The sequence below is a fragment of the Gordonia bronchialis DSM 43247 genome (assembly GCF_000024785.1).
Lineage (GTDB): Bacteria > Actinomycetota > Actinomycetes > Mycobacteriales > Mycobacteriaceae > Gordonia > Gordonia bronchialis.
This window is the reverse complement of record NC_013441.1, coordinates 3,023,318-3,037,093: the sequence shown is the minus strand read 5'-3', so window position 1 is coordinate 3,037,093 and position 13,776 is coordinate 3,023,318. Positions and strand designations below refer to the sequence as shown.

General features: G+C 68.1%; 11 protein-coding genes. All 11 read left to right on the top strand.

Annotated features, from left to right (window positions below; genetic code table 11):
* Positions 1–66 precede the first annotated feature (66 nt).
* The 11 genes from argC (at position 67) to tyrS (ending at position 13,428) form a co-directional block, all read left to right on the top strand.
* Positions 67–1,104: an N-acetyl-gamma-glutamyl-phosphate reductase gene (gene argC, locus GBRO_RS14120; RefSeq protein WP_041919899.1), complete on the top strand. Its 1,038-nt coding sequence runs from the start codon at positions 67–69 to the stop codon at positions 1,102–1,104.
* Positions 1,101–2,357 carry a bifunctional glutamate N-acetyltransferase/amino-acid acetyltransferase ArgJ gene (gene argJ / locus GBRO_RS14115; protein WP_012834571.1) on the top strand — a complete coding sequence of 419 codons (1,257 nt, stop codon included), beginning with the start codon at positions 1,101–1,103 and terminating at the stop codon, positions 2,355–2,357. Before argC ends, argJ begins: the two co-directional genes overlap by 4 nt.
* The gene (argB, locus tag GBRO_RS14110; RefSeq protein WP_012834570.1) at positions 2,354–3,262 is read left to right on the top strand and encodes an acetylglutamate kinase; all 909 of its coding nucleotides are present in this window, start codon (positions 2,354–2,356) and stop codon (positions 3,260–3,262) included. The genes argJ and argB overlap by 4 nt, the downstream gene beginning before the upstream one ends.
* Positions 3,259–4,440: an acetylornithine transaminase gene (locus tag GBRO_RS14105; protein WP_012834569.1), complete on the top strand. Its 1,182-nt coding sequence runs from the start codon at positions 3,259–3,261 to the stop codon at positions 4,438–4,440. Before argB ends, GBRO_RS14105 begins: the two co-directional genes overlap by 4 nt.
* Positions 4,437–5,360 carry an ornithine carbamoyltransferase gene (argF, locus tag GBRO_RS14100; protein ID WP_012834568.1) on the top strand — a complete coding sequence of 308 codons (924 nt, stop codon included), beginning with the start codon at positions 4,437–4,439 and terminating at the stop codon, positions 5,358–5,360. Before GBRO_RS14105 ends, argF begins: the two co-directional genes overlap by 4 nt.
* Positions 5,357–5,875, top strand: a complete 519-nt coding sequence (locus GBRO_RS14095; RefSeq protein ID WP_012834567.1) for an arginine repressor — start codon at positions 5,357–5,359, stop codon at positions 5,873–5,875. Before argF ends, GBRO_RS14095 begins: the two co-directional genes overlap by 4 nt.
* Before the next feature lie 85 nt (positions 5,876–5,960).
* Positions 5,961–7,160 (top strand): argininosuccinate synthase, encoded by a 1,200-nt coding sequence (locus tag GBRO_RS14090; RefSeq protein ID WP_012834566.1) that lies wholly within the window; start codon positions 5,961–5,963, stop codon positions 7,158–7,160.
* On the top strand, positions 7,157–8,644 hold the full coding sequence (gene argH, locus GBRO_RS14085) for an argininosuccinate lyase (protein ID WP_012834565.1): 1,488 nt from the start codon (positions 7,157–7,159) through the stop codon (positions 8,642–8,644). Before GBRO_RS14090 ends, argH begins: the two co-directional genes overlap by 4 nt.
* Positions 8,645–8,713: 69 nt before the next feature.
* Positions 8,714–11,722, top strand: a complete 3,009-nt coding sequence (locus GBRO_RS14080) for an acyl-CoA synthetase (protein ID WP_012834564.1) — start codon at positions 8,714–8,716, stop codon at positions 11,720–11,722.
* A gap of 113 nt (positions 11,723–11,835) precedes the next feature.
* Positions 11,836–12,051, top strand: a complete 216-nt coding sequence (locus GBRO_RS14075; protein ID WP_012834563.1) for a Trm112 family protein — start codon at positions 11,836–11,838, stop codon at positions 12,049–12,051.
* Between the two features lie 63 nt (positions 12,052–12,114).
* Positions 12,115–13,428 carry a tyrosine--tRNA ligase gene (gene tyrS, locus GBRO_RS14070; RefSeq protein WP_012834562.1) on the top strand — a complete coding sequence of 438 codons (1,314 nt, stop codon included), beginning with the start codon at positions 12,115–12,117 and terminating at the stop codon, positions 13,426–13,428.
* Positions 13,429–13,776: the final 348 nt, after the last annotated feature.

Here is a 13,776-nt window from a genome sequence, read left to right as displayed (position 1 = left end):
CGGATCTGGGCGCATGATCAACAGGCCGGCTATGAATCAATTTGCACCAGCATGCATAATGATCACATGACGATCAAGGTGGCGGTGGCCGGTGCGAGTGGCTACGCGGGTGGCGAGATCCTACGACTGCTCTGCGGCCATCCGCGTCTGCGATCCGGAGACCTGGAGATCGGAGCGCTGACGGCCGGCGGCAATGCGGGCACCACGCTCGGCGCCCATCACCCGCATCTGCTGCCGCTCGCCGACCGGGTACTGCAGGAGAGCGCACCGCAGGTCCTCGCCGGACACGACGTGGTGTTCCTCGGGCTGCCGCACGGCACCTCGGCGGTCATCGCCGATGCGCTGCCGCCGACCACGCTCATCATCGACTGCGGGGCCGACTTCCGGCTGCGCGACGCCGACGAGTGGTCGCACTACTACGGCGGAGCCCATGCCGGGACGTGGCCGTACGGACTGCCCGAACTGCCCGGCAACCGGGATGTGCTGCGTGATGCGAGCCGGATCGCGGTGCCGGGCTGCTATCCGACGGTGTCCATCCTGTCGCTGTTGCCGGCGCTTGCCGCCGGTCTCGTGGAGCCGCACGTGACCATCGTCGCGGTCAGTGGCGCCTCGGGTGCCGGTCGGTCGCCGAAGGTGGATCTCCTCGCCTCCGAGGTGATCGGATCGGCCCGGGCCTACGGCGTCGGCGGCACTCATCGGCACACGCCCGAGATCGCGCAGGCGCTGTCGGCGGCCGCCGATGCGCCGGTCACGGTCTCGTTCACCCCGGTGCTGGCCCCAATGGCGCGTGGCATCCTCGCCACCTGCACCGCGCGGACCCGCGCGAGTGCCGACGAGGTGCGTGCGGTGTACGAAAAGGCTTATGCCGATGAGGAATTCATCCACGTGCTACCCGCCGATCGGTTACCCGCCACCGGGTCGGTGATCGGTTCCAATGCCGTGCAACTAGCGGTGAGCGTCGATGAACGGGCCGGAACGCTGGTCGCCGTCGGCGCCGTGGACAATCTGACCAAGGGGACCGGCGGCGGCGCGGTGCAGTCGATGAACCTCGCACTGGGCTGGGACGAGAACGAGGGACTGAGCACCGTGGGGGTGGCACCGTGAGCGCAGCAGGTCAGCCGAATGCCGACGATCGGATCGAGGGTGGTGCACCCGGCGACGAGCCTCGGCTGATCCGGGAGCAGGGCGTGACGGCCCCGCTCGGGTTCCGCGCCGCGGGAATCGCCGCGGGTATCAAGGCGTCGGGCAAGGAAGATCTCGCGCTGGTCTTCAACGAGGGCCCCGACTACGCGGCCGCCGGGGTGTTCACCCGCAATCAGGTCAAGGCGGCGCCCGTGCTCTGGTCGCAGCAGGTGCTGACCACCGGCCGGCTGCGCGCGGTGATCCTCAACTCCGGGGGTGCGAACGCGTGCACGGGGCCGGGAGGTTTTCAGGACACCCACGCCACCGCCGAGGCCGTCGCCGCGGCACTGAGCAACTGGGGCACCGAGACCGGCGCCGTCGAGGTCGCGGTGTGCTCGACCGGCCTGATCGGTGACCGGCTTCCGATGGACAAGATGCTCGCCGGTGTCACCGAGATCGTGCAGGAGATGGGCGGTGGGCTCTCCGGGGGCACCGACGCCGCCTACGCGATCATGACCACCGACACCGTGCCGAAACAGGCTGCGCTGCACCATCCGCAGGGCTGGAACGTGGGCGGGATGGCCAAGGGCGCGGGCATGCTCGCGCCCTCGCTGGCGACGATGCTCGTCGTGCTCACGACCGATGCCCACGCCAGTGCCGAACAACTCGACACCGCGCTGCGCAGGGCAACCGCGAAGACTTTCGACCGGCTCGACGTCGACGGCTCGAGTTCCACCAACGACACCGTGTTGCTGCTCAGCTCCGGGGCGAGTCAGATCCCGGTCGAGCAGGCCGATCTCGACGCCGCCGTGTTCGCCCTCTGCGACGACCTCGCCGCCCAGTTGATGGCCGACGCCGAAGGCGTCACCAAGCGTGTGGTGATCACCGTATCCGGCGCGGTCTCCGAGGGCGACGCGGTGAGCGTCGCCCGCACCGTCGCGCGGGACTCACTGGTGAAGACCGCACTGTTCGGCTCGGATCCCAACTGGGGCCGCGTGCTGGCGGCCGTCGGGATCTCCCCGGTGCACATCGACCCCGACCGCATCACGGTGTCCTTCAACGGGAACCCGGTGTGCGTCAACGGAGTCGGTGCCGACGGTGCCCGCGACGTCGACCTGTCCGGTCCCGATATCGCGGTCGACATCGACCTCGGACTCGGCGATGCGACCGCCGCCATCCGCACCACCGACCTCTCGCACGCCTACGTCGAAGAGAACTCGGCGTACTCCTCATGAGCGCCGACATCAGCGCCATCGAGCGTGCCGCAATCCTCGCCGAAGCGCTGCCCGCGCTGCAAAACCTCTCCGGCGCAACGGTTGTCGTCAAGTACGGCGGTAACGCCATGGTCGACGACGAGCTCAAACGCGCCTTCGCCGCCGACATGGTGTTCCTGCGCGCGTGCGGCATCCACCCGGTGGTGGTGCACGGCGGCGGGCCGCAGATCTCGGCAATGCTCAAACGCCTTGGGCTGCAAGGAGAATTCAAGGGCGGCTTCCGGGTGACCACCCCAGAGGTGATGGATGTGGCCCGGATGGTGCTGTTCGGGCAGGTCGGTCGGGAGCTCGTGGGCCTGATCAACTCCCACGGGCCGTATGCGGTCGGGATCACCGGTGAGGACGCCCACCTGTTCACCGCGACCCGGCGCACGGTCCTGGTCGACGGCGAGCAGACCGACATCGGACTCGTCGGCGACATCACGGCCGTCAACACCTCGGCGGTACTCGATCTGCTGGGCGCCGGGCGCATCCCGGTGGTCTCCACCATCGCGCCGGACCGCGACGGAGTGGTCCACAACATCAACGCCGACACCGCGGCCGGAGCCCTGGCCGAGGCGCTCGGCGCCGCGCGTCTGGTGATGCTCACCGACGTCGAAGGCCTCTACACCGATTGGCCGGACCGGTCGTCGCTGGTCGAGGAGATCACCACCGACGACCTCGAAGCGCTTGTGCCGAACCTGGATTCGGGAATGGTGCCGAAGATGGAGGCCTGTCTGCGAGCGGTGAGCGGCGGAGTCCGACGCGCCGACGTCGTCGACGGTCGCGTCGCGCACTCCGTCCTGGCCCAACTTCTGACCACCGCATCGACCGGAACCACCGTCGTCGCATCCGAGGACCGGGTGACGACCGAGGAGACATCATGACCGAACCCCTCCAGCAGCGGTGGTCGGCCGCGCTGATGAACAACTACGGCACCCCGAAGCTCGCGCTCACCCACGGCGAGGGACCGTATGTGTTCGACGCCGACGGCACCCGCTACCTCGACCTGCTCGGCGGTATCGCGGTGAATTCCCTCGGCCACGCCCACCCGGCGGTGGTGTCGGCGGTGACCGAGCAGATCGCGACGCTGGGCCACGTGTCCAACCTGTACATCAACCCGCGGGTGGTGGAACTGGCCGAGGCACTGCTCGACAAGTTCGGGCAGCCGGGCCGGGCCTTCTTCTGCAACTCGGGAACCGAAGCCAACGAGGCGGCGTTCAAGCTGGCCCGCCGCACCGGCCGGCCGGAGATCGTGGCCGCCGAGGCGGCCTTCCACGGTCGCACCATGGGTGCGCTCGCGATGACCGGGCAGCCGTCCAAACGGGAACCCTTCGAGCCGATGCCGCCCGGCGTTCGTTTTGTACCCTACGGTGACGCGGCCGCGCTCGACGCCGCGGTCACCGACCGGACCGCCGCGGTGATCCTCGAGCCGATCCTCGGCGAGAGCGGTGTGGTGGTGCCGCCGGTCGACTATCTCGCGACAGCCCGGCGGATCACCGCAGAGCGGGGCGCGCTGCTCATCCTCGACGAGGTGCAAACCGGAATCGCGCGCACCGGAAGCTTTTTCGCCCATCAGGCCGCCGGCGTGGTGCCCGACGTGATGACCTTGGCGAAGGGCCTCGGCGGTGGGATGCCGATCGGCGCATGCCTGGCGACCGGCCCGGCGGCCGACCTGTTCACCCCCGGCCAGCACGGCACCACCTTCGGCGGCAACCCGGTCGCAGCGGCCGCGGCCCTCGCGGTGATCCGCACCATCGACAACGAAGGCCTGACCGAACACGTTGCGGCGGTGGGAAAGTCGATCGCCGGCGGCATCGACGACCTCGAGCACCCGCTGGTCTCGCATGTGCGTGGCGCCGGACTCCTGCTGGGCATCGTGCTGAACCGGCCGGTGTCGGCCACCGTGGAGGCCGAGGCCCGCGCCGCCGGCTTCCTCATCAATGCGCCCGCCCCGGATGTGATCCGGCTCGCGCCACCGCTGATCATCACCGAAGAGCAGGGACGCGACTTCGTGAACGCACTACCGGGCATCCTCGATTCGGCAGCAAAGGAGCAGGCATGACTCGGCACTTCCTGCGTGACGACGACCTGACCCCGGACGAGCAGGCGCAGGTGCTCGCACTCGCCGCGGAGGTGAAGGCGAATCCGTTCGCCTACCGCCCGCTCGAGGGCCCGCGCGGCGTTGGCGTCATCTTCGACAAGAACTCCACCCGCACCCGCTTCTCCTTCGAGATGGGCATCGCGCAGATGGGTGGCCACGCGGTGGTCGTCGACGGCCGCACCACGCAACTCGGCCGCGACGAGACGCTCGAGGACACCGGGCGGGTGCTCTCGCGCTTCGTGGACGCGATCGTGTGGCGCACCTTCGGGCAGGAGCGGCTCGAGGCGATGGCGTCGACGGCGACCGTGCCGGTGGTGAACGCGTTGTCGGACACCTTCCATCCGTGCCAGGTGCTCGCCGACCTGCAGACCATCATCGAACACAAGGGTTTCGCCGCGGGACTGTCGATGACCTATCTCGGCGACGGCGCCAACAACATGGCGCATTCCCTGGCGCTCGGCGGGGTCACCGCGGGGATGCACGTGACGATCAGCGCTCCCGACGGATTCCAGCCCGACCCCGCGGTCGTCGAGGCAACCGAACTCCGGGCCGCGACGACTGGCGGGTCGGTGCGGCTGGTCACCGATCCGGTCACGGCCGCGACCGGCGCCGACGTGCTGGTCACCGACACCTGGGTGTCGATGGGCCAGGAGGACGACGGCCGGGACCGCAAGGCACCGTTCCGGCCGTATCAGATCAACGACGACCTGCTGTCGGTCGCGGCCGACGGCGCGATCGTGCTGCATTGCCTGCCGGCACATCGTGGCGACGAGATCACCGACGCGGTGATCGACGGACCGGCCAGCGTCGTCCTCGACGAGGCGGAGAATCGGTTGCACGCGCAGAAGGCGCTGCTGATCTGGCTGCTGGAGCATCGATGACCGCCGCGGGCAAGGACGCACGCGAGCATCCGGAAGCCCGGCTCGCAGCAACCCGAGCGGGCCGATTGGCGCGGATCGTCGACCTGCTGGCCGCACATCAGGTGCGCAGTCAGTCCGAATTGCAGCAACTGCTCGCCGACGAGGGGATCGACGCCACCCAGGCCACCCTGTCGCGCGATCTCGACGAACTCGGCGCGGTGAAGCTGCGCGCCGCCGACGGCGGTGCCGGCGTCTACGTGGTCCCCGAGGACGGCTCGCCGGTGCGTGGTGTCTTCGGCGGAACCGACCGGCTGGCGCGCCTACTCGCCGATCTACTGGTGTCCACCGATGCCAGCGGCAACATGGCCGTGCTGCGCACTCCGCCGGGTGCGGCGCACTATCTGGCGAGCGCCCTGGACCGCGCGAACCTACCCGACGTGCTCGGCACCATCGCCGGGGATGACACCATCTTCGTGGTGGCACGGGATCCGGTGTCCGGCGCCGAGGTCGCCCGACGAATCGAGGGTCTCGTGTAGTCGGACACGGGGCCCATCGAAACGACAACCCCTCACTGGAATACTTCTCACGAACGACGGCAAGAAAACAGGAGCGCACACCACCATGGCGGAACGTGTAGTACTGGCGTACTCGGGCGGCTTGGACACCTCGGTAGCGATCAGCTGGATCCAGAAAGAAACCGGCAAGGAGGTCGTCGCGGTCGCGCTCGACCTCGGCCAGGGCGGCGAGGACATGGACGTCGTGCGCCAACGGGCACTCGACTGCGGTGCCGTCGAGGCGGTCGTCGTCGACGCCCGTGACGAGTTCGCCGACGACTACTGCCTCGGCGCCATCACCTCCAACGCGCTCTACATGGATCGCTATCCGCTGGTGTCGGCGCTGTCGCGGCCTCTGATCGCCAAGCATCTGGTCACCGCGGCGCGCGATCACGGCGGAACCGTGGTGGCCCACGGGTGCACCGGCAAGGGCAACGATCAGGTGCGTTTCGAGGTCGGTTTCGCCACGCTGGCCCCTGACCTCGAGGTGCTGGCGCCGGTCCGCGACTACGCGTGGACCCGGGAGAAGGCGATCTCCTTTGCCGAGGAGAACGCCATCCCGATCAACGTGACCAAGAAGTCACCGTTCTCGATCGACCAGAACGTGTGGGGACGCGCGGTGGAGACCGGCTTCCTCGAGGACCTGTGGAACGCCCCCACCAAGGACGTCTACGACTACACCGAGGACCCCACGGTCAACTTCAACGCCCCCGACGAGCTGATCATCAGTTTCGACAAGGGTCGCCCGGTCGCCATCGACGGTCGGCCGGTGAGCGTTCTGCAGGCCATCGAGGAGCTCAACCGGCGCGCCGGCGCCCAGGGTGTCGGACGGCTCGACGTCGTCGAGGACCGCCTGGTGGGCATCAAGAGCCGCGAGGTCTACGAAGCGCCCGGCGCCATGGTGCTCATCCGTGCCCACGAGGAACTCGAACACGTCACCCTCGAACGCGAACTGGGCCGGTTCAAGCGGCGCACCGATCAGAAGTGGGCAGAACTGGTCTACGACGGGCTGTGGTTCTCGCCGCTGAAGCGTTCATTGGACACCTTCGTGGCGAGCACACAGGAGCACGTGTCCGGCGACATCCGCCTGATCCTGCATGCCGGCGGGATCATCGTCAACGGCCGGCGCAGCGGGGAGTCGCTCTACGACTTCAACCTGGCGACCTACGACGAGGGTGACAGCTTCGATCAGTCCGCCGCGCGCGGCTTCGTCGAACTGCACGGCCTGTCGTCGAAGATCGCGGCGAAGCGCGACCTGAACCTGTGAGCGAGAGCACCGGGGGCCAGAGCGCCGGCGGACAGACCAATGAGGGGTCGCTGTGGGGCGGACGCTTCGCCGGCGGTCCCGCCGAGGCGATGGCCGCACTGAGCAAGTCCACCCATTTCGACTGGGTGCTCGCGCCCTACGACGTCGAGGCGTCCAAAGCGCATGCGCGCGTGCTCAATCGGGCGGGTCTGCTCACCGGTGAGGAACTCGAGGCGATGCTGGTCGGTCTCGATCGGCTGGCCGACGACGTGGCCGCCGGCCGGTTTGTCCCCGCCGAGTCCGACGAGGATGTGCACGGTGCACTCGAACGCGGCCTGATCGAGCGCGTCGGTCCCGAACTCGGTGGCCGGCTCCGAGCCGGGCGGTCCCGAAACGACCAGGTGGCGACGCTGTTCCGGATGTGGCTGCGGGCCGGGATGCGCCGGGTCGCGCTCGGGCTGCTCGACGTCGTCGAGGCGCTGACCGCACAGGCGGCCGCGCATCCGGACGCGATCATGCCGGGTAAGACCCACTTGCAGGCGGCGCAGCCGGTGTTGCTCGCGCATCATCTGCTGGCGCACGCCCAGCCGCTGCTGCGCGACGTCGACCGGCTGGCCGACGCCGACCGGCGGGTGGCGGTCTCGCCGTACGGTTCCGGCGCGCTCGCCGGGTCCTCACTGGGACTCGATCCCGCGGCCATCGCCGACGACCTGGGCTTCGACGCACCGGCCGAGAACTCGATCGACGCCACGGCCGCACGTGACTTCGCCGCGGAGGCGGCCTTCGTCTTCGCGATGATCGCGGTGGATCTCTCTCGGTTGTCCGAAGAGGTGATCATTTGGAGCACACCGGAATTCGGCTACGTCACGCTGTCCGACGCGTGGTCGACCGGCAGTTCGATCATGCCGCAGAAGAAAAATCCCGACGTCGCCGAACTGGCACGGGGCAAGGCCGGCCGGCTGATCGGCGATCTGACCGGTCTGCTCGCCACGCTCAAGGCGCAACCGCTGGCCTACAACCGCGACCTGCAGGAGGACAAGGAACCGGTCTTCGACGCCGTCGCCCAACTCGAGTTGCTGCTGCCCGCGGTCACCGGCCTGGTCGCGACCCTCGAATTCCATACCGACCGGATGGCCGAACTGGCGCCGGCAGGATTCACCCTGGCCACCGATATCGCGGAATGGCTGGTGCGCCAAGGTGTGCCGTTCCGGGTGGCACATGAGGTCGCCGGCGCATGTGTGCGCGAGGCCGAATCGCGGGGCGTCGGACTCGCCGACCTCGACGACGCCACGCTGGCCGCCATTCATCCCGACATCACCCCGCAGGTCCGTGAGGTGTTGTCGGTGCGCGGATCGGTGGAGTCCCGCGACGCCCACGGGGGCACCTCCCCGAACCAGGTTCGACGCCAGCTTGACGTGCTGTCGGGGCAGACCGCAGAACTGCGGACGCGCTGGCAGCGCGGCCCGGGCGGGCGAACCCACGTTGGCGAACCCGCGAATGAGTAGAGTGACACGCGTCACGTGACCGAAAAGGTAACGACCGGGTCGGGGGACTACAGGAGGGATCGGACGAGGATGGTCGGTTTCACAGGAGTGCCCGACGTCGGCGGGGTGGTGGGCCGTGTGCTGGCCACCGCGCAGAACGGGCTCGAGGTGTTGCGCTTCGGCGGCTTCCAGACCGACACCGAGCCGGCGCCGTTCGCGATCGTCGAGACGGAGAAGATGTTCCGGCTGCGGCGCTATTTCCCCGACGAGCACGCCGACGATCCGAGCGTCGTGCTGGTTCCGCCGATGATGGTGTCGGCCAACGTCTATGACGTCACCGAACTCAACGGTGCCGTGTCGATCCTGCACCGCAACGGCATCGCTCCGTGGGTCATCGACTTCGGGTCCCCGGACACCGAAGAGGGCGGGATGGAACGCAATCTCGCCGACCACGTCGTTGCCATCAGCCGCGCCATCGATCTGATCGTCGAGGCCACCGGACGCGACGTGCACCTGGCGGGCTATTCGCAGGGCGGCATGTTCGCCTACCAGACGGCCGCCTACCGGCAGTCCAAGGGACTGGCGAGCGTGATCACCTTCGGCAGCCCCGTCGATGTGCTGGCCGCGCTGCCGCTCGGATTGCCCGCCGGGCTGGTCGCCCCGGGCGCCGAGTTTCTCGCCGACAAGGTGTTCAGCCGGAACCTGTGGATTCGGGATTGGATGGCGCGCACCGGTTTTCAGCTTCTCGATCCGGTCAAGACGGTGCGCAGCCGCATCGACTTCCTGCGCCGTCTGCACGATCGTGACGCGCTGCTGCCGCGCGAGGATCAGCGTCGCTTCCTGGAGGCCGACGGCTGGGTCGCGTGGTCTGGCCCGGCCATCGCGGAGTTGTTGCGGCAGTTCGTCGCCCACAACCGCATGGTGTCCGGCGGCTTCGTCATCAACGGTGACCTGGTGTCACTGGCCGAGATCACCTGTCCGGTCCTCGCGTTTGTCGGTGAGGCCGACGACATCGGTCAGCCGGCGGCGGTCCGCGGGATCGTCCGCGCCGCCCCGTACGCAACCGTGTACGAATCCCGGGTCCCGGTAGGACATTTCGGGCTCGTCGTGGGCAGCTCGGCCGGAAGCCACACCTGGCCGACCACCTCGGACTGGATCAAATGGCAGGAGGGCCGGGCCGACAAGCCGGCGATGATCTCCACCATGGAGGCCGTCGAACCCGGCCACGGTGGCGGCGTGAGCCTGTCGTCCCGGATCACCCACGGCGTCGGGTCGGTCGCCGATGCCGGCACCGCGGCCTCCCGAGAGCTGATGGTGCTGGCCAACTCCGTGCAGCGCACCTCGCGTGCGGTGGCGCAGGAGTCGATCCGCACCGTGCCGCGCCTGTTCCGGCTCGGTCAGATCCAGACCGGTACCCGGATCTCACTCGGAAAACTGATGTCGGAGAACAACAAGCGCGGCGGTGACAAGGAACTGTTCCTGTTCGAGAACCGGGTGCTGACCCATGCGCAGGTGAACGCGCGCATCGACAACGTGGTCGCCGGTCTCATCGCGTGCGGAGTGCGTCCGGGGCAGCACATCGGCGTGTTGATGGACACCCGGCCGAGTGCGCTGGTGGTGGTCGGGGCGCTGTCGCGGCTCGGGGCGGTTGCGGTGATGCTCGCCGCCGACGGTGATGTCGCCGAGATGCTGCGGCTGGCCGACAGTTCGGTGATCGTCACCGATCCCACCCACCTCGAACAGGCAACCGAGCATTGTGACCGGGTCCTGGTTCTCGGTGGCGGCAGTGGCGATGCCCGCGTGATCGAGGCGGCCGATGGCATGTCGGTGATCGACATGGAGCAGATCGACCCCGATCAGGTCGAGTTGCCGACGTGGTATCGGCCGGATCCCGGCGTTGCCGGCGACCTCGCCTTCGTGCTGTTCACGCGTTCGCGCGGTCGATTGGCGACGTGGCCGGTCAGCAATCACCGCTTCGCGATGTCGGCCTTCGGCGCGGCGTCGGCTGCCGGCCTGACCGACCGCGACACCGTCTACTGTCTGCCGCCGCTGCACCATGCCTCGGGCCTGCTCACCACGCTGGGCGCGACCGTCGTCGGGCGCTCGCGGATCGCGCTGTCCAACGGCATCGATCCGGAGACCTTTGCCGCGGAGGTCCCGCGGTACGGCGTCACGGTGGTCTCCTACACGTGGACGATGATGCGCGACATCGTGCGGTCCGAACAGTTCCGGATCAACCCCCACAACCCGATCCGGCTGTTCATGGGTTCGGGTATGCCGGTCGGTCTGTGGGACGACGTCGTGGACAGCTTCCCGCGGGCGCGTGTCCTGGAGTTCTTCGCGACCGCGGACGGTTCGGCGATCCTGGCCAATGTGTCGGCCGACAAGGTGGGCTCGATGGGCCGGCCACTACCGGAGACCAATCCGGTCGAGGTCGCCGCCTACGACATCCGGTCCGAACGACTCATCATCGACGACGCCGGTTTCGTGCGGAAGGCCGAGATCGGCGAGCCGGGTCTGCTGCTGTCGAAGGCGCGGCACCGGTTCGACACCTCGTCGACGGTTCTGCGGGACGTGTTCGGCTCCCACGACCGGTGGGAGGTGTCGGGTCACCTGTTCGTCCGCGACGTCGATGACGACCTGTGGTTCCTCGGCTCGGTGGACAGCGTGATCCGGTCTGCGACCGGGCCGATCTGGGTGGCGCCGGTGGAGCAGATGCTGTCCCGGGTCAAGGGGGTCGATGCGGCGGTCGCGTACGCGGTGGGGGAGCCGGGACGCCAGATAGGGGTCGCCGCGGTGACGCTGCGTGCCGATGCCAAACCCGATGCCCTGACCGCGACCGCGCTGCGGATCGGACTCGGCGAACTCGCCGTCGGGCAGCGTCCGCACCTGATCCGGGTGGTGGACGAGATCCCGGTGACCGACGCGTATCGGCCGATCAGCACGAGATTCGCACGTGAGGGCATACCGCAACCGGGTGCGCGGATCTGGTACCGCGACGACGAGGGACGATACCGCCGCTACACCCGTACCGCCGCCGCCAAGCTGGAGTGGTTCTCTGATCAGCCGGCCGCGATAGCCGCGGCCGCCGAGAAGTAGGCGCCGAGAAGTAGGCGCAGAGAAGTGAGCTGCCGACCACCGACCCGCGCACAGCGGGTAGCCGATTAGGGTTGAGCCCGACAGATGCCGGCACCACAGAAGGGGGAATCACGGTGAGTTCACGCGCCGAGTCCATCGATCCGATCACGCGCGAACGTCTGGTGTGCCCGCAGGACCACGGTCCGCTGCTCGACGCCGGTGACGAGTTGTACAACCCGCGACTGCGCGTCGCCTACCGCATCGACGCCGACGGAATCCCGGTCATGCTCGCTGACGAGGCACGGACCGTCGACGACGCCGAGCACGAGCGGTTCACCGCGAACGGGTGAACGCGCGGCGATGACATCCGGCCGGACGTGAACCCGTGACACGACGATGACAAGATCGGAGTCGTGAGTGCCGAGCATGCCAATCCCGAGACCACGCCAGCTGCAGGTTCCGGCGACATCGTCGACGAACTGCAATGGCGGGGACTGATCGCACAGTCCACCGACCTGGACGCGCTACGCGCCCGGCTCGCCGGGGGGCCGACCACCCTCTATGCGGGGTTCGACCCGACGGCAGCCAGTCTGCATGCGGGTCATCTCGTCCCGCTGCTGACCCTGCGTCGGTTCCAACTGGCCGGTCACCGGCCGATCGTCCTCGCCGGCGGCGCGACGGGGCTGATCGGTGACCCGCGTGATGTCGGCGAACGCACCATGAACTCCGCGGACACCGTCGCCGACTGGGCCGCGCGGATCGACGCGCAACTACGACGGTTCGTCACCATCGACGACTCGCCGACCGGGGCGGTTCTGGTCAACAACATGGAATGGACCCGCGAGCTCACCGTGATCGAGTTCCTCCGGGATCTCGGCAAGCACTTCTCGATGAATGTGCTGCTCGGACGCGATCTGGTGCGACGGCGGCTCGAGACCGACGGCATCAGCTATACCGAGTTCAGTTACGTGCTGCTCCAGTCCCACGACTTCCTGCAACTGCACCGGCGCTACGACTGTGCGCTGCAGGTGGGCGGGTCCGATCAGTGGGGGAACATCGTGAGCGGTGTCGATCTGACGCGCCGCGTCGAGGGCGCCACCGTCCACGGGTTCACCGTTCCGCTGGTGACGTCGTCGGACGGAAAGAAGTTCGGGAAGTCCACCGGTGGCGGCAGCCTCTGGCTCGATCCGGAACTGACCAGCCCTTATGCCTGGTACCAGTACTTCGTGAACACCGCTGACGCCGACGTGGTGCGGTACCTGAAGTGGTTCACCTTCCTCGGGCGCGAGGAGATCGACGCGCTCGAGCGTGCGACCGAGGAGACGCCACACCTGCGTAAGGCGCAGAAGGCGCTCGCCGCGGAGATGACGACGCTGATTCATGGGGAAGCGAACACCGCAGCGGTGGAACTGGCCAGTCAGGCTCTGTTCGGGCGCGCGGAGCTCGACGCGCTCGACGAACAGACCTTGGCAGCGGCGGTCGGCGAGACCACCGTCGCCGAATACACCGGCGAGCCGCCGACCATCGTGCGGCTCCTGGTCGACACGGGACTCTCGGACAGCAACAAGGCAGCGCGCCGGGCCGTCGCCGAGGGTGGTGCGTATGTGAACAACGTGAAGATCGAGGACCCCGACTGGACCCCGACGGACGATTCATTGCTGCACGGACGGTGGTTGGTGGTCCGACGGGGCAAGAAGAGCTTTGCCGGCGCGCGGATAACGAGCTGACCAGGCGATTTGACGCGTTGTTCTCGCCTGTGTAACTTAATCGATGCACCGCAGAGAGCAACTCCCCCGGGGCCAGGACGGACCGGGGAAGCAAAGGTGTCCGAGCCACGAGGCTCGGGCCGCTCATGTGTGGCCACTCCCGAGAACATGAGTGCGACTCGTCGCGCTCAGGGAGAGCTCACCGGAGACGGGTCCTTGACCGGACAACGGCTGGTGGGTGTGTGTTCTTTGAGAACTCGATAGTGTGACGATGAATTGTTTGATGCCATTTGTTTGGCATTGTGTGTCCAAGTGTTTTTGGATGGATGATGATTTATTTTGTGGCATCTGCTCCGATGGGGTGGGTGT